General features: G+C 72.4%; 15 protein-coding genes. 8 read left to right on the top strand and 7 right to left on the bottom strand.

Going from position 1 to position 16753, the window contains the following annotated elements; all coding sequences use genetic code 11:
• Window positions 1–305: 305 nt before the first annotated feature.
• Window positions 306–1142, bottom strand: a complete 837-nt coding sequence (locus D5H75_RS31295; RefSeq protein ID WP_119930179.1) for an SDR family oxidoreductase — start codon at window positions 1140–1142, stop codon at window positions 306–308.
• A 101-nt stretch (window positions 1143–1243) separates the two neighbouring features.
• Window positions 1244–2629 carry an MFS transporter gene (locus D5H75_RS31290; RefSeq protein WP_119930178.1) on the bottom strand — a complete coding sequence of 462 codons (1386 nt, stop codon included), beginning with the start codon at window positions 2627–2629 and terminating at the stop codon, window positions 1244–1246.
• A 361-nt stretch (window positions 2630–2990) separates the two neighbouring features.
• Between D5H75_RS31290 and D5H75_RS31285 the strand changes: the two genes are divergently transcribed.
• From D5H75_RS31285 to D5H75_RS31275, 4 genes are all read left to right on the top strand, one after another.
• Window positions 2991–3953 carry a hypothetical protein gene (locus D5H75_RS31285; RefSeq protein WP_119930177.1) on the top strand — a complete coding sequence of 321 codons (963 nt, stop codon included), beginning with the start codon at window positions 2991–2993 and terminating at the stop codon, window positions 3951–3953.
• 75 nt (window positions 3954–4028) lie between these two features.
• A complete protein-coding gene (locus tag D5H75_RS31280; RefSeq protein WP_119930176.1) occupies window positions 4029–9263 on the top strand; it encodes a DNRLRE domain-containing protein in 5235 nt (1744 codons plus the stop codon).
• Window positions 9264–9277: 14 nt separating this feature from the next.
• Window positions 9278–9457 (top strand): hypothetical protein, encoded by a 180-nt coding sequence (locus D5H75_RS40980; protein WP_147425324.1) that lies wholly within the window; start codon window positions 9278–9280, stop codon window positions 9455–9457.
• Window positions 9454–10173 carry a DUF6461 domain-containing protein gene (locus tag D5H75_RS31275; protein WP_147425323.1) on the top strand — a complete coding sequence of 240 codons (720 nt, stop codon included), beginning with the start codon at window positions 9454–9456 and terminating at the stop codon, window positions 10171–10173. The genes D5H75_RS40980 and D5H75_RS31275 overlap by 4 nt, the downstream gene beginning before the upstream one ends.
• A gap of 56 nt (window positions 10174–10229) precedes the next feature.
• Here the strand turns inward: D5H75_RS31275 and D5H75_RS31270 are convergent, their stop codons facing one another.
• From D5H75_RS31270 to D5H75_RS31260, 3 genes are all read right to left on the bottom strand, one after another.
• Complete coding sequence (locus tag D5H75_RS31270; RefSeq protein ID WP_119930174.1) at window positions 10230–11357, bottom strand: serine hydrolase domain-containing protein; 1128 nt, start codon at window positions 11355–11357, stop codon at window positions 10230–10232.
• Window positions 11358–11432: 75 nt separating this feature from the next.
• Entirely contained in the window at window positions 11433–12251 is an 819-nt protein-coding gene (locus D5H75_RS31265) for an ABC transporter permease (RefSeq protein WP_119930173.1), read from the bottom strand.
• Complete coding sequence (locus tag D5H75_RS31260) at window positions 12248–13192, bottom strand: ATP-binding cassette domain-containing protein (protein ID WP_119930172.1); 945 nt, start codon at window positions 13190–13192, stop codon at window positions 12248–12250. Before D5H75_RS31260 ends, D5H75_RS31265 begins: the two co-directional genes overlap by 4 nt.
• A gap of 87 nt (window positions 13193–13279) precedes the next feature.
• On the opposite strand from D5H75_RS31260, the gene D5H75_RS31255 reads away from it, so the two are divergent.
• Window positions 13280–14023, top strand: a complete 744-nt coding sequence (locus D5H75_RS31255; protein ID WP_119930171.1) for a TetR/AcrR family transcriptional regulator — start codon at window positions 13280–13282, stop codon at window positions 14021–14023.
• A gap of 252 nt (window positions 14024–14275) precedes the next feature.
• On the opposite strand, the gene D5H75_RS31250 is transcribed toward D5H75_RS31255, so the two are convergent.
• Window positions 14276–14605 carry a recombinase family protein gene (locus tag D5H75_RS31250; protein ID WP_119930170.1) on the bottom strand — a complete coding sequence of 110 codons (330 nt, stop codon included), beginning with the start codon at window positions 14603–14605 and terminating at the stop codon, window positions 14276–14278.
• Between the two features lie 16 nt (window positions 14606–14621).
• Here D5H75_RS31250 and D5H75_RS43645 point away from each other — a divergent pair, with 16 nt between their 5' ends.
• The gene (locus tag D5H75_RS43645) at window positions 14622–14783 is read left to right on the top strand and encodes an SRPBCC family protein (protein ID WP_119930169.1); all 162 of its coding nucleotides are present in this window, start codon (window positions 14622–14624) and stop codon (window positions 14781–14783) included.
• Window positions 14708–15025: a Tn3 family transposase gene (locus D5H75_RS44665; protein WP_422674066.1), complete on the top strand. Its 318-nt coding sequence runs from the start codon at window positions 14708–14710 to the stop codon at window positions 15023–15025. The genes D5H75_RS43645 and D5H75_RS44665 overlap by 76 nt, the downstream gene beginning before the upstream one ends.
• On the opposite strand, the gene D5H75_RS31235 is transcribed toward D5H75_RS44665, so the two are convergent.
• A complete protein-coding gene (locus tag D5H75_RS31235; protein WP_119930168.1) occupies window positions 14991–15938 on the bottom strand; it encodes an oxidoreductase in 948 nt (315 codons plus the stop codon). The genes D5H75_RS44665 and D5H75_RS31235 overlap by 35 nt on opposite strands.
• Window positions 15939–16039: 101 nt before the next feature.
• On the opposite strand from D5H75_RS31235, the gene D5H75_RS31230 reads away from it, so the two are divergent.
• Window positions 16040–16669, top strand: coding sequence for a TetR/AcrR family transcriptional regulator (locus D5H75_RS31230; protein WP_119930167.1), 630 nt, complete (start codon window positions 16040–16042; stop codon window positions 16667–16669).
• The last annotated feature ends 84 nt before the right edge of the window (window positions 16670–16753 follow it).

Raw genomic sequence — 16753 nt, 5'->3', positions numbered from 1 at the left:
CGACGTCTCCGGCGGCGCTTTCTAGGGGGCGGCCGGACTACGGCGGAAAGGGGCCGCTGCCCGTCCTGCTCGATCCGTGAGCCCCCTGACCGCGGGAGTACCAAACAAGCGCGACGCTCACTCAACCCCCACCCGGCCTCGACCTCCTCGCCCACATCCTGGAACCGCGGGGCGGGAGCGTGACCGGCGCGGCCGGCGCCCCGCCAGGGCAGGCCACTGTGCATCTCTCGCAAGTACCTGCCGGCTGGGGTGACGCCGCCCGCGGTCGATGATCGGCTCGCCGGCCGAGGCGTGCTGCTGGAGGTCTACTCGGCGAAGTCGCCGGCGTGGTCCCGGGCCCAGGTGGCGAACGTGCGGGCAGGGTGGCCGGTGACCCGTTCGACGGTATCGGTGACAGGCACGGGGCGGCCGTCGTAGGCGTGCCAGTAGTCGAGCAGGGCGTCCGCGTAGGGCCCAGGGATGTAATGGGCCATTTCCCGCTTCCATTCCTCGCGGGTGACGTGGTTGACGGTGATCGGCCGGCCGATGGTCGCGGAGAGCTGGTCGATCTGTTCGCTGAAGGTCAGGGTTTGCGGGCCGGTCAGGTGGAGGTGCCTCCCTTGGTGACGTGGGTCGGTGAGCACGGTGAAGGCGGCCTCGGCGATGTCCCGTTCGTGGATGGGGTCGGTGTAGGAGCCCGGGTAGGGCAGGCTCACCGGGCGGCCGGCCTTGATCGGCCAGGCCCAGGCGCCCGCGTTGGCGGCGAAGGAGCCGGGGCGCAGGAACGTGCTGGTGAGCGGCGAGCTCAGCAGGGCGGTCTCGACGTCGAGGTGGGATTTGGCCAGCGGGTCGTCGGCCGCGTGCGGTTCCAGGACGCCGGCGGAAGACAGCAGGACCACGTGCTCGACGCCCGCTGTAGCGGCGGCGTCGATGAACTCGGCGATGTGCGACGCCTCGGCGTACAAGAAGACCTCGCTGACCCCGCGGAGAGCGGCCGGGAAGGTGGCCGGGTTCCTGAGGTTGCAGGTGACGGCTGCGACGCCCTCGGGGACGTGGAGTTCGCCGGGGTTGCTGGAGGCGACGCGCACGGGGTGACCGGCCCGCCGCAGCAGGGTGAGCAGATGGGTGGCGACCGCGCCGCGGCCTCCGGTGATGAGAATCATGGAAATACTCCTTGGGATGGTATGGATGGGCTCGGATCGGCAGAGGGAGGCACGGGGAATGGCCCTCGGCCCGGCGTTGGCCGTTCAGCGCCGTGCAAGGCTCAGTGGACGCGGGCTCCGCGGCGGGGAAGAAGCGGGATGCTCATCGCGCAGGCGGCGGTGATGGCCAAGGTGAGCAGGAGGCACGGCAGAACGCCGCTGGAGGGACCGCTCGGCGTGGCGGTGGCCAGGTAGACGGTCGACACGACGGCGGAGCCGGCCGCGTTGACGATCTGCTGCACCGCGTTGAGGACTCCGCTGGCGCTGCCGGCCTGGGCGGGGTTCACATCGCCGAGCGCGACCGCGAAGACCGCGCCAAAGCAACAGCCCATGCCGAGCCCGGCCACGAACAGGGGAACGGAGATCAGCGGTACCGGAGGGCGCTCTGCGCCGATCACGACGGTCATGCCGATGATGCCCGAGGCGAACAGCAGCACGCCGATCGAGACCACACCGCGGCCGTGGGAGACGATGCGGCTTCTGGCCGTGAAGGAGGCGGCGATGATCCCGACGGATACCGGTGCGGTGACCAGGGCGGCGTGGAACGGGCTCAGGCCAAGGCGCTGCTGCAGGTAGAGCGTCGTCACGTACATGGTGCCGGTGACGGTGCCGAAGAACAGCGCGCCGAAGACCAGACCGGCCACGAAGCCGCGGTTGGTGAACAGTGATCGTTCCAGCAGGGGGCGCCGGGTGCGCGCCTGCTGCCATCCGAACGCGGCCAGCACGACGGCGCCGGCCGTGGTCGCGGTGACGGCGCGGTTCGTCCACTCGCTCGCGCCGCCATCGACCAGTCCGGCGAGGAGCAGTCCGAGGCCCGCCATCAGGGTCAAGGCCGCACCAGGGCGGACACGGACCGAGGCGTCACCGCCGAAGCGAGGGATCGCCTTCCGGCCCACCGCGAGTATCAGGACGCCGAACAGGACGTTGAGGAGGAACACCGATCGCCAGGACAGGCCGAACGGATCGGCCTCGATCAACAGTCCGGCGACCACGGGCCCGCTGATCGAAGACACCGCGATCAGGGGGCCGAACAGGCCGGACACCGTGCCCATCGACTCACGGGGGATCACCCGCATCAGCAGAATGAATCCCTGCGGGATCAGCAGGCCGCCGAACACGCCCTGGCCGGCCCGGGAAGCCACGAGGACGAACGACGTGGTGGCCGTGGCGGCGGTGAGTGAGCACAGGGTGAATCCGGCCAGCCCGATGAGGAACAGCCGACGGCAACCGAACCGGTCTCCCAGCCGGCCGCCGACAATCATCAGGGAGCCCATCGCGAGCGTGTAGCTCGCGCCGAGCCAGGGGACCAGGGACGATGAGGCGCCGAGTTCCCTCACGATGGTGGGGGCGGCCACGTTGGTCACCGTGGTGCTGAGCAGGTCGAGCACATCGGCTGCGACCACGAGCAAGAAGACTGCCCATGCGCGCGGGGAGAAGTTTTTGGACATGGCGAAGCACGCTCTCCGCTGAGAGACCAGACAGCCTTACTGAGGCTGTCGTGCTGGCCGGATGTCCCGACACGCTCACCAAGAAGCGCTGCACCTTACGATCAAGAACGTACCACAATCCCCCGTGGCGCCGACCGGCCCGCGGCCGGCAGCCGCATCGGCTACGCCCGCTGCTCCTCCCTCACCCAGGAACTCCAGTCCCGGCTGGACGCCCTGGGCTGGGCCGGCGCGTGGCCCGTGCGGGCATCGGTACGACGGCAAACGTTTACTGATCATCAATCCAAGATCACCCGGGTGGCCGCCGAAGATCCTTACGTTTGCGGCGTTTGTGCATTCCCCCACCGCACGTGGAAGGACATCCATGCGCATCTCCGCTCGGGCGTTCCTCGTCGCGATGGCGACGGCCGTGGCCGTCGTCAGCGCGAACCTGGCCGCCGTCCCGGCCTCCGCGCACAGCGACGATCCCACCCTGGCCGCCCTCACGAAGGTCGTCCCCCAGATCGTCGAGGAGGCCAAGGCCGTCCCGCCGACCGTGATCCCCGAGGGCGACGTCCAGCGGCCCTTCGCCGCCGCGACCGACCCCGGGCACACGCTCTCGGTGTCGGTCAGCGAGAACGAGGTCGGCATCGGGGTGCCGGACGCCGCCGGCGCCGGCAACCAGGCGCTGCCCGGCCTGGTCACCTACGCCGCCCGGCAGCCCAGCGTCTCCTTCGCCCACCAGCGCACCGGTCAGATCGCCCGGGCGCTGACCGTCATCCACGACGCCTCGGCGCCCACGGAGTACCGCTTCCCGATCTCCGCGCCCGAGGGCAGCATGCTGGAGGTCGAGGAGGACGACGGCACGGTCCTGATCTACAACAACGACTTCTACCTCGCCGAGATCGACCTGCCCTGGGCCAAGGACGCCAACGGCAACCCGGTGCCGACCTCGTACCGGGTGGAGGGCATGACGCTCATCCAGACCGTCAACCACGCGGGCGCCGCCTACCCCGTGGTCGCCGACCCGGCGCTCAAGCTGCAGTGCGAGTGGTGGAAGGCCATGTGCCGGGTGATCTTCTCCAAGAAGCTCACGAACCAGATCTACGGCTCCTGGCTGTACGCCGGGGCGGCCGGCGCGGTCAAGGTGGCCGACGCCGCCTGTGACAAGGCCAAGAACAGCAGGATCAAGCTGGCCTGCAAGGTGATGTTCGCGGCGGGCATCGCCCAGTACATCTACAAGATCCGCGAAGCCGCCAACAAGAAGCAGTGCTTCGCGCTGCGGATCCAGTACCCGGGGCCGATCGTCTGGGGCGAGGTCCGCAAGAAGAGCTGCCAGAGCAAGTAACCCCCGCGTCACTCGACGCCCCCGCCGCGGCCCGGCGGGGGCGTCGCCCTGCCTGCCCATCTCCCGGAGCCCTCCATGCCTGCCTCCCCGCCGCGGGTCCTCGCCGCCGGCCTCGCCCTGCTGCTCCTCCCCCTCGCCGCTCCTCCGGCCGCCGCCACCGCGCGAGTCACCGCGGGGACCACCCCGCCGGCCACCCCGCCGGCCACCCCGGCGGCCACCCCGGCGGCCACCGCGCCGGTCCCCGCGCCCGCCACCGCGGATCCCAGCGGCCCCGCCCAGGCCGCGGCCGCGCCGAGCGCGCCGGACGAGGCGTCCGCGCGGCTGTCGGCCCGCCTGACCGGCACGCGCGTGGAGGTGGCGGCGGCCCGCACCGAGACCACCACCACCTACGCCAACCCCGACGGCACGCTCACCGTCGACGCCTTCGCCGGGCCGATCCGTTACCGCGAGAACGGCGCCTGGAAGCCGGTCGACATCACCCTCACCACCGCCCCCGACGGCCAGGTGGTCCCCAGGGGGCACCACGGCCGGCTGCGGCTGGGCGGCGCCTCCCGGTCGCGCGCGGCCGGCGGCCACACCGACCTGATCACGGTGGGCGAGGGCGCCCAGCGGGTCACGTTGCAGTGGAAGGGCGCGCTGCCGGCCCCGCGCCTGGAGCGCGAGAAGGCGACCTACCCCGGCGTGCTGCCGGGCGCCGACCTGATCGTCGAGGCCACCCGGACGGGCGCCGAGCAGTTCCTGCTGGTCAGGCAGCGCCCGTCCGCGCCGCTGGAGTACACGCTGCGGCTCAGGTCGGCGGGGCTGAAGCCGCGCGCCGCCGCCGGCGGCGGGATCGAGCTGGCCGACGCCGCGGGCAAGGTCGCGATGACCCTGCCGGCCCCGGTGATGTGGGACGCCACCGTCGCGCCCGGCTCCGGCGAGCACACCCGCCGGGCGCCGGTCGCCGTCCGGCTGCGGGGCGATGAGCTGGTGTTCACGCCCGACCCGGCGTTCCTGAACGATCCCGCGACCCGCTACCCGGTCACCGTGGACCCGCCGCTGACCGTGCGGGGCACGTTCGACACGTTCGTGCAGCAGGGGTACGGCACCGACCAGTCCGCCGCCGACGAGCTGAAGATCGGCAACAACGGGGCGGGGCAGGTGGCGCGGTCGTTCATCACCTGGAACACCGCCGGCCTCGCGGGCAAGAAGATCATCTCGGCGACGCTGAACCTGTGGAACCGGCACTCGTGGTCCTGCCTGGCCCGCTCCTGGCAGGTCGGCGCCGCCAACCAGGCCACCACGGCCTCCCGCTGGCCCGGCCCCGACATCGCCACCATCCACGCCACCTCGACCGAGACCAAGGGCAACGGGGACGCGGGCTGTGACGATGGCTGGGTCAAGGCCAACGTCACCTCGCTGGCGCAGCACTGGGCCGACAAGGGATGGACCAGGTCGGGCATGGGCATCAGGGCCAAGGACGAGACCGACAAGTACGGCTGGAAGCGGTTCAACTCCGGCGACGCCGCGGCCAACCTGCCCCACATCTCGGTGACCTACAACTCCTACCCGACCACGCCGGTCTCCACCTGGGTCTCGCCGCACACCGACCACGCCGGCAAGAAGTGGACCAACACCACCACCCCGCAACTGCGCAACCACGTCGGCGACCCCGACGGCGGCACCGTGCGCGGCCTGTTCGACGTCTACGACGGCGGCACGCTGGTCATCGACAACCTGTACGGCGCCTACGTGGCCGGCGGCGGCTTCTCCTCCACCGGCAACGTGCCCGCCGGCAAGCTGGTCAACGGCAGGACCTACACGGTCAGGTCCTGGTCCAACGACGGCTCCCTGACCTCCAAGGCGTACCAGACCTGGTCGTTCACCGTGGACACGGTCAAGCCGGCCGCGCCCAAGATCGCCTCCGCGGACTACCCCGCCGACGGCGGCTGGCACGGCGACGCCGGCCGGGCGGGCACGTTCACCCTGACCCCGGCGAGCGGCGACGCCGCGTGGATCGCCTACCAGCTGGACGGCGGCGCGACCACGAAGCTGGCCACCACCGGGGCGGCGGTCAGCGTCACGGTGACGCCGGCCACGACCGGCGCGCACACGCTCCGCGCGTACACCATCGACAAGGCGGGCAACACCTCCCCGACGACGTCCCACGTCTTCAACGTGGGCTCGGGGACCTCGGTGGCCGCGCTCACCGCCCCGTCCGACGGTCTGCGCGCCACCGGCCGGGTGCCGCTGGCGGTGACGGGCACGGGGTTCACGCAGGCCCGGTTCCAGTTCCGGCGCTCCGACGCCGACGCCTGGGCGGACCTGCCCGTGGCGTACGTGACGGGCGCGGACGGCGCCCCGCTGACCGCCTGGCCGGTAGCCGCCGCGTCCGGCAGGGCCTCGGGGCTGACCTGGGACGCCGCGGCGCACCTGGGCGACGCCGCAGTCCAGGTGCGGGCGGTGGTCTCCGGCACGTCCGCCCCGCCCGCCGAGTCGGACCCGGTGCGGGTCGTGGTCGACCGCCGCGCCACCCGGGCGGCGACGCGCGAGGTCGGCCCCGGCGTGCTCAACCTGCTGACCGGCGACTACCGCCTCCAGACCACGGCCGGCCGACCCTTCGGCCTCACCCTCACCCGCACCGCCTCCTCCCGCCACCCCGGCTGGTCGCTCCCGCTGCCCACGCTCAAGGAGACCTCGCCCACCTCGGTCGAGCTCACCCGCTCCGACGGCTCGCCGGTGCAGTTCACCAAGACCGCGGACGGCTGGAAGCCCGAGCCCGGCGCCGAGCACCTCACCCTCACCGGCGCCTACACGCTCACCGACTCCCGCGGCGAGGTCACCGCCTTCACCAGGCAGGGCGACCTGTACGTCCCCGAGGGCCACGCCTACGACCAGGGCCGGCCGGCCTCGATCACCACGTCGGGGCGCACCCTGGACCTCGGCTACGACGGCGCGGGACGCCTCACCACCGTCTCCCTCAAGGGCACGGTGATCACTGAGTACGCCTACGACGGCGCGGGACGGCTCACCGAGGCGTGGGACCCGCGCCTCGGCCCCGCCCTGAAGACCGTCTACGGGTACGACTCCGCCGGCCGCGTCACCACGCTCACCCCGCCCGGCGAACTGCCGTGGACCTTCGCCTACGAGAGCGACGGCCGGCTGCGCACGGTCACCCGCGCCACGCTCAAGCCCGGCACCGCCGACCAGGTCGCCGGGGAGGCGAAGACCACCGTCGCCTACGGGGTGCCGCTGACCAAGGCGGCGGGCGGCCCGGCCGACATGACCGCCACGCGGGTGGCGTCCTGGGGCCAGACCTCGACGCCCGCGACCGCGACGTCGGTGCAGCCGCCGGGACTCGCCCCCACGGTGACGTACCTGGACGCCTCGGGCAGGGCGGTCAACGTCCTGACGCCCGGCGGGCACCTGTCCGCCACCGACTACGACCGGTCCGGGCACGCCGTACGGACGCTCACCGCCGCGAACCGGGAGCTGTCCCAGCGCGACACCACCGACTTCCGGCTCGCCGAACTCGCCATCACCGGCTACGACGCCGCCGAGCGCGCCGAGCTGCTGTCCACCCGGTCCGTCTTCGACGCGTCCGGGCGGCGCAAGCTGGAGGAGCTGAGCCCGGTCCACATCGTCAACCTGGAGTCCGACGTGGACGACCTGCCCGCCGGGTACGCCATCGGCGCCAGGTCCCGCACGGTCTACACCTACGACGAGGGCCGCCCGGCCGGCGCGGCGGCCCGCGACCTGCCCACCACCGCCACGACCGGCGCGGTGATCGTCGGGCGCGAGTCCCTGCCGGACGCGGACGTCCGCACCACGGCCATCGCCTACGACTGGGCCACCGGACAGCAGGTCACGACGGTCCGCGACCCCGGCGGCACGGCGGTCACCACCAAGGCCGCGGCTCCCGTGCGCTACACCGCGACCGGCGGCGCGCCGTGCGGCGGGCGGCCCGACTGGGCGGGCCTGGTGTGCCAGGACGGCGGCCGCACCTACACCTACGACGCCACCGGCCTGGCCGCCACCGTGACCGAGGGCGGCACCGTCACCACCCTCACGCGCGACGCCGCCGGCCGCCTCACCGCCACCAAGGCCGGCGGGGAGGCCGAGATCGGCCTCGGGTACGACGCCGCGACCGGCCGGCTCACCCAGCGCCGGCGCGGCGAGGAGAAGGTCGTCACGGCCTACGACAGGCTCGGCCGGGTGATCGCCCACACCGACGCCGACGGCGGCCTGACCCGCACCGAGTACGACGACCTCGACCGCCCGGTCAAGGTCACCGACTCCGCCCCCTCCACCAGGACCTACGCCTACGACGCCCGCGTCGAGCCGCGCGGCCTGCCCACCTCGGTGACCGACTCGGTGGCGGGCACGTTCACCGCGCGCTACGACGCCGAGGGGCGCCAGACCGAAGGCGGCCTGCCGGGCGGCCTGCGCCTGCAGACCGGCTACGACGAGCGGGGCCAGGCCTACGCCCGCGTCTACACCCGGGACGGCCTGGAGGGCCCGGTGATGATCGACCAGATCGGCCGGAGCGTCCACGGGCAGGAGGTGCTGCGCCTGCGCACCGACACCATGGCCGAGCGGCAGCTCGCCTATGACAGGGCCGGGCAGCTCGTCTCGGCGCTGGAGATCGCGTTCCCGGTGTGCACCCTGCGCCGCTACGACCACGACGGGACGGGTAACCGGACCCGGCTGGCGGTGCAGTCGTCGCAGGAGGACTGCCCGGCGGCCGACGACTCCGCCGCGACGATCACCACGTACGCCCACGCCGCCGACGGCCGGCTCACCGGCGACGGCTACGACCACGACGCCGCGGGCCGCGTCACGGCGCTGCCCGGCGGGCGCACCTTCGCCTACTCGGCCGACGGCCTGCCGTCCCGGCAGGCCGTCGGCGGGCGCACCCTGACCTGGAAGCGCGACCCGGCCGGCCGCGTCCGGGAGGAGACCACCGAAACGGGCGCCGCCACGATCCACCACTACGGCTCGGACGGCGACCGCCCCTCCTGGACCGCCGCGAACGGCGCGATCGTCCGCACCGTCGCCGGGATCGGCGGCGAACTGGCGGCGCTCACCGGCGCGACCGGTCCGGCCCGTCTCCAGTTGCTCACCCTCGACGGGCATGTGGGCACCGACCTCAACCTCGGCGACGGCCTCGCCACGGTGGTCGGCTACGACGAGTTCGGCGTGGCCTCCCACGCCCGGCGCTACGGCTGGCTCGGCGGCGCGTTCCGGCCCACCACGCCGGACGGCACGGTCCTGGCCGGCGACCGCCTCTACGACCCGGCGCTCGGCCGGTTCCTCCAGCCCCCGTACTGACCACCGGCCCGTCCGTGACCCGCCGCACGGCCCCGCCCGCCGTACGGCGGGTCACACCCCACCGGATCAGCGAGGCGATCGTCTTCCCCGATCGCCGCACGGCCCCCGATCGCCGCACGGCCCCCGCCCGCCGTACGACGGGTCACACGGCGGGCGAGCGCGGCCCCGGCCAGGCGGGCCGGGAGGGGTGGTGATCGTTGTCGGAGGTTCCTGGCACCATGACCGGGTGATCGCGACCGCGCACGACTACACCTGGTTCGACGAGCACTTCAACGCCCTGTCCCAGGGGTACTGCCTCACGCTCGTCCAGGGCATGACCGCGGAGACGCTCCTCGCGCGGCTCCGGGCCACGACCGAGGGGTTCGGCCCGGCGCGGCTCGGCACGCTGCTGGAGACCGCCATGTCGGGGCCGCGGTCCGGCGGGTACTGGGACGGCGCGCTCGTCGGCGCCCTCACCGTCGAGGGGTGGGCGCTGCTGGTCGAGCACACGAGCGGCCTGGGCGCCTCGAGCGAGGTCATCACGGCCCTGTCCGCGGGCGGACGGGTCGTCTCGCATTCCCGCAACGTCGAGCTCGCGGGCCGCTTCTTCTGGGCCGACGACGGCGACCTGCGGCTGGAGTTCGACCCCCTGCTCGCCTACCAGCGCTGGGGCAGCGACCCCGACGCTCTCGCAGGCGTCATGCGGCAGGTGGGCTTCGACCTCACCGAGCCCGACGACGAGGACGACGAGGACCTGGAGGACGAGCTCGACGAGGACCTGGATGGGGACGTCTGCGGCGTCACCCTGTGCCAGGGGGCGACGTTCGCGCTCGCCGAGCACCTCACCGGCGTCCGCCTCACCCCAGAGCTGCTGGAGCGGTCCACCTACCTCGTCGGGCTGGCCCCGGACTCGGCATCCTCCTGGGGGTGAGGTGCGGGCCGCGCCGGGGTGGCGTCTCCGGCGCGGCCCGGGTTCGGGCGGGGCGGTCAGGCGAGGGATACGCCATATACCGCCTTGATGATGTCGGTGGCGACGTTCAGGGTCTTGGGTTCGATGTTGGCGTGGATGACGACGCTTCGGTGGCCGTCGTCGGTGGTGAGCGCGAGGGTGAAGGAGCCGGGGAGGGTGCCGCTGACGCCGCGCACGGTGAGGCCGTCCAGGGCCGCGCTGTCGAACTCGATCACGCCGAGGCCGTACCGGGCGTGCGGCAGCCACCCGGCGCCGTCGGCGTCGACCATGGTCCACATCTCGTGGTGCTGGGGCGGGGGCAGCAGGGTGCCGGTCGCGATCGCCTTCAGGAAACGGGCCAGGTCTTCGGTGGTGGAGACGACGCCGCCGGCGGCCCAGCCCCAGGAGGTGTTGAGCGCGGTGACGTCGGTGGGCGGCCTTTCGTAGTCGATCATCGACGCCCAGTTCTCCGCGGTGAGCGCCGCCGGGTCGACGCCGTCCTTGAGGGCGGTGGTGACGTAGCCCGTGGGATGCGGGCCGGGATAGCCGGTGGCGTCGGCCGGCCGTACGTAGGTCTGGGCAAGGCCGAGCGGGCGGATGACCGCGCGCTCGACTGCGGCGGCGTAGGAGTCGCCGGTGACCTTCTCGATGATCGCGCCGGCCAGGTAGTAGCCGCCGTTGGAGTAGACGAAGCGCTCGCCCGGCCCGGCGACCGGCGGCTGGGACACCGCGAGCCGGATGAGCTCGGAGGGGGTCCAGACGGGAGGCGGCCAGCTGATCATGCTCATCAGCAGTTCCGGCGCCAGGCCGGTGAGGAACAGGCCGCCGGTGTGGTTGAGCAGATGCCGGACGGTGATCTTGTCGCCGTCGTAGCCGCCCGCCTCCATGACTCCGGGCAGCCACGCGCTGACCGGGTCATCGAGGCTCAGCCTGCCCTCGGCCGCCAGGGCCAGCACGGTGGCGGCGGTGAAGGCCTTGCCGGAGCTGCCGATGTGCAGGTACTCCCCGGGCCGGCGCCGTCGGCCGCTCGCGAGGTCGGCCACTCCCGCGGTGCCCAACCAGGTCTCGCCGGCGTCGTGAATCTCGGCGACGATGCCGGGAACGCCGTCCTCGGCCACGGCGCGGTCCAGGGCCCGCTGTACCTCTTGGTAGATGTCGTGCGTCACGTACGTGCCTTTCGAAAGGGAGCCGTTCGCAGGTGAACGGATCGGGGGAACGGGCGGGGCGCGGCGTCCGGGCGGTCAGCGTCCTCGGCGCGCGTAGGCGCGCAGCGACAGCGGGACGAACACGGCCAGCAGGACGGCCGACCAGAGCAGGACGGCGGCGCTCGGATGCGCGAGCGGCCAGGCCGTGCCCTCGGCCGGGGCGCCCGCATTGCCGAACAGCCGGCGGGTGGCGGCGGTGAGCGCGCTGATCGGGTTCCATTCGGCGATCAGGCGCAGCCAGGCGGGCATGCCCTCGGTCGGGACGAACGCGTTGGACAGCATCGTGATCGGCAGGAACAGCGGCGCGAGCTGGGTGGCGGTCTGCTCGTCCTTCACCGCCAGCCCCAGGTAGGCGCCCACCCAGCCGAGCGCGTAGCGCAGCAGCGCGATCAGCGCGAATGCCTCGGCGGTGGCGAGCGGGCCGAGGTGCGGCCGCCAGCCCACCAGCAGGCCCGTGGCCACCATGGCGGCCAGCAGCGGCACGCCGATCACGGAGTCGGCGCCGGTCTGCCCGAATGGCACCGCCAGCCGCGCCATCGGCATGGAGCGGAAACGGTCCATCACCCCGTGGGAGGCGTCGGCGGCCATCCGCCCCATGACCCCCTGCATGGCGGTGAAGGTCACCATCGCGAACAGCCCGGGCATGAGGTACTCGCGGTAGTCGCCGCCGCCCGGCACCTGGATGGCGCTGCCGAAGACGTACCCGAACAGCACCACCATGACGATCGGGAAGATGAGCGCGGCGACGACCTGCCCGGGCTCCTGCCGTAACCGGCCCAGCTCGCGGCCGACCAGGGTCAGGCCGTCGGCGACCGTCCAGCGCAGGCGGCCCAGGGGTGGGGTGTGGGTGGTCATCGGACGGTCTCCTTGCGGTCGGTGAGGCGCAGGAACACCTCGTCGAGGGTGGGGCGGCGCAGGGTCACGTCGGCGGCGGCCACTCCGGCGTGGTCGAGCTCGCGCACGACGTCGGCGAGCCGCAGACGGCCGCCGGGCAGGGCGACGCTGAGTCGGCCGGCGCCGGTCGCGGCGGGGTCGGCGCCGGTGAGGGCGTTCAGGACGCCCATCGCGGCGGGCAGCGCGGCCGGGTCTTCGAGGGTGACGTCGAGGCGGTCGCCGATCACGGCCTTCAGCTCGTCGGGCGTGCCGGTGGCGATCACCCGCCCGTGGTCGATGACCGCGATGTCGTCGGCCAGCTGGTCGGCCTCGTCCAGGTACTGCGTGGTGAGCAGCACGGTGGTGCCGTCGGCCACCAGCTCGCGGACGCTGTCCCAGATCTCGCCGCGGCTGCGCGGGTCCAGTCCGGTGGTGGGCTCGTCCAGGAAGAGCACCTGGGGGCGCAGGATGAGGCAGGTGATCAGGTCGAGCCGGCGCCGCATGCCGCCGGAGTAGCCGAGAACCGGCCGGTCCGCGGCGTCCATCAGGCCGAAGCGCTCCAGCAGCTCGTCGGCCCGCCGGTACGCCTGGCGCCTCGGCAGGTGGTAGAGCCGGCCGAACATGCGCAGGTTGGCGCGGCCGCTGAGCTTCTCGTCCACGGCGGCGTACTGGCCCGCGAGCCCGATGTTCGCGCGCACCTGGCCGGCCTCGCGGACGACGTCGTACCCGGCGATGCGCGCGTGCCCGGTGTCGGGCACGGACAGGGTGGCCAGGATGCGCACCGCGGTCGTCTTCCCGGCGCCGTTCGGCCCCAGGACGCCGCAGACCGTTCCCTGGGGAACACTCAGGTCGAGTCCCTGCAGCGCATGAGTGTCGCCGAAGGACTTGCGCAGCCCCTCGGCGACCACGATCGGATCAGTCACGATCCCTCCACTGGGTACGCTGTACGCGGTTTCGCGGTCAGATTAGGTTACTGGGTACTATGTACGCAACTAGGGAGGTGGAGCCCGGTGACCGACGCCGAGTACGTGAACATCTGGATGCGGCCCGAGCGGCCCGCGCGCGGGCCGAAGCCGACCTACAGCCGAGCCCAGATCGCAGAGGCCGCGATCCGGATCGCCGACGCCGAGGGGCTGGAGGCGGCCACCATGCGGCGCGTCGCCGCCGAGATCGGCGCGGGCGCGATGTCGCTCTACCGGTACGTGCCCAGCCGCGACGACCTCGTCGAACTCGTGGCCGACCGGCTGCAGGGCGAGATCGACGTGTCGGGCCTGCCCTCCGGCGACTGGCGCGCGGACCTGGCCCACTACGCCCACGAAGTGCGGGCCATGTGGCTGCGCCACCCATGGGTCGCCACCGTGCACCGGTCGCTGCACAGCTACGGCCCCAACCAGTTGCGCTTGATCGAGCACGTGATGGGGGTCTTGGACGGTCACGTCTCCATCGACGAGAATCTCCAGCTCATCGCCCTGCTGAACAGCTATGTCGAGGGCGCCGTCCGCGAGGAGATCAGCTCGACCGAGGAAGTCCGCCGCAGCGGGCTCAGCGAGCCCGAGCGCATCGCGCGGAGCTACCCGCGTATTCGGCAGGTGGTGGAGAGCGGGGACTACCCGATCTTCACCAAGATCGTGATGCAGGCCCGTCGCCCCCGCCTGAGCCGCGAGGACCAGTTCCGCCACGGCCTGGACCGCGTCCTGGACTGCATCGCCACCGCCGTCACCACCCCGGCCCCAGTCCTCGGAGAGGAGCCGTGAGAAACAGGACGTTGCCGCACGGCGGGATCGCCGACCTGCTCGCCGCGCCCCGGCAGGAACTTCCCCACGCCAAGCCCGAGGCCCACCACCAAGTAGCCCGCAGCCTCCGCTCAGCCCCGACGACAACCACCGATCGCCCGGGCTGAACTCGGGCGATCCTGGGCACGGCGGAGGAGGCCGTCCCGCCCGGGCGGACCGGTCGGCGCCGTCCCCGGCCCATCACCTCGGCGACATCCACCGGATGCCACCAGCTCATCCGCGCCGGCTCCGCCCACCGCGCCGGCTCCGCCGACGACGTGACCGGGCTCCTCTCCGCCCGAGGTCGTTGACGATGGTGAGCAGATCGGCCAGGGACCGGGCCAGGATCCGGTAGGTCCCGGCCACGACCAGGACGTCGCCTTGACGGCACACGTCGAGCGCCCGGGCGAACTCGGGCCGATCGGCGTTCCTGCCGGAGGGTTCGTCGGAGAAGATCGGTTCGCGGCCGGCGGCCTGGAGCGCGTCGAGCCGGCGGTCAAGGTTTTCCTTCTCGCTGGCGCGGTGACCACGAACGTGCACCGTGTTCATCGGCATCTGGGCCATTCCATAGCATCGCCGGATGATCGAGCTTCAGGAGGACGGGGAGATCGCCTGCCCGGCCGCGCGTGTGTGGGCGGTGGTCGCCGACTACGGCCAGGACCCGCGCTGGCGCAAGGGCGTCGAGACGATGGCGCCGCACCCCGAAGGCATCGTCCAGGTGGGCACGACCACCGGACCCTGATCGAGACGCACTGGACGGACCTGCTCCGCACCGCGATCTCCATCCGGGAGAACCGGCTGTCCTCGGTCACCCTGCTGCGCCGCCTGGGCAACCACCCCCGCAGGAACCGGCTCTACCGCGCCTTCCGCGAGCTCGGCCGCGCCGTCAGAACGATTACGCTCCTGCGGTACCTGTCAGATCCAGACCTTCTCGAGCAGATCACTCAGGTCACCAACCGCAACACGCTGGCAAGGCGTAGGTGACTCCGGTCAGGCGTTCGGACAGTTGCCACAGGTGAGCGGCCGTATCGATGTCGCGGATGGCGCGTTCGCGGGTGCGGCGTATGGGCTCGCCGCGCAGTTGCAGCGGCCCGTCGGGAACGATGTAGCTGCCGCCGGGCAGGTCCGGTACCGTCGCCGCGAACAGCGAGGTCTTCGCTCCTTCCGGCGTCGGGCGGAAGGCTGCGCGCACCAGCAGGCGCGTAAGAGTCGCGTACAGTCGACCTCTGTCGCTGTTGGCACCGCCGGTGAGCACGTTGGTGCGGGTGAGCCCGGGGGCGACGGCCATGCTGCGCAGCCGCAGCCCGGCAGCGTCGGCCCGGCGCTGCAACTCCATGGCGAAGTAGAGGTTGGCTCGCTTGGACTGCACATAGGCGAACGCCGAGCGATATCTGCGCTCGGCGTTGAGGTTGCGCAGGTCGAAGCGGGCGAAGCGCTGGCCTTCGCTGCTGACGGTTATCACCCGTGGGTCGGGCGCGGCGAGCAGGTGCGGCAGCAGCAGGCCGGTCAGGGCGAAGGTGCCCAGGTGGTTGATGCCGAACTGCGACTCGAACCCGTCGGCGGTCCGGGCGTACGGCACCATCGCTACCCCCGCGTTGTTCACCAGCAGATCGAGCTGGCCACGGTCCCATCCGGCGGCGAACTCGCGGACGGAGGCCAGGCTGCCCAGGTCCACCTGGCGCAGTTCCAGGTGGGCGCCAGGCACCTCGCCTTGCATGCGGATCAGCGCGAGCCGGCCCCGTTCGGGGTCGCGGCAGGCCAGGACGACCTGCGCGCCGCGGCGGGCCAGTTCGCGGGCGGTGATGTAGCCGATGCCGCTGTTGGCTCCGGTCACCACCGCGACACGGCCGGTCTGGTCGGGGATGGTGTGGAAGGTCCAGGCGGGAGGGCTGTGCATGATGTGCCACCTCAGAGGAATGGGGACCAACGCATCGCAACTTCGAGTTGCGATAGATTGATCCTGTCATTCGCTCTCGAATATCGCAACATGGAGTTGCAATGTGGTCTGGTCAACCCCCTGCCCGGCCGGTCGGCCGCGGCGCCAAAGTACGCGCCGCCGTCCACGCCGCCACCCTCGCCGAACTCGTGGACAAGGGCTACGCCTCGATGACCGTCGAGAACGTCGCCCAGCGCGCCGGGGTCCACAAGACGACGGTGTACCGCCGATGGAAAGATCGCGAGAGCCTGCTCACCGACGCCCTGGCCGAACACATGGCGACGGACATCCCCGTGCCCGACACCGGCTCGATCGAGACTGACCTGCGGGCGCTGGCGCGCTCGATCGTCCAAGCGCTCACCAGCCCGGCCGGGCAGGCCATCCTGGCCGCCATGTTCACGGGGGCGGCCCATCTTCCTCAGATCGCCGCAGCCCGCCGACAGGTGTTCGACGACCGGCTCGCCAGAGCTGAGCCGGTGCTGAGGCGTGCCATCGAGCGCGGCCAGCTTCCCGCGGACATCGATCCCGCCGAGGTGCTGAAGACCCTGGCCGCGCCGATCTACCTGCGTCTGCTCATCACCGCCGAACCGGTAGACGAGACGACCGCCGACCAGGCGGTGCGCGTCACGCTCGCTGCCGTGCGCGCGGGTGCCCTGCGGCCGGGGCGCCACGACGAGCCGGTCGGTGAGTGAGGACGCGGGTCTGATGCAGTTGCGGTCGCCCCCTGGCACCGGCAGACCTCCGGCAGCGCTCTTCCGCGAGGTCTTGATGAGTTG

Source organism: Bailinhaonella thermotolerans, from assembly GCF_003594875.1.
Taxonomy (GTDB): domain Bacteria; phylum Actinomycetota; class Actinomycetes; order Streptosporangiales; family Streptosporangiaceae; genus Bailinhaonella; species Bailinhaonella thermotolerans.
This window is presented reverse-complemented; position numbering and strand designations above follow the sequence as displayed.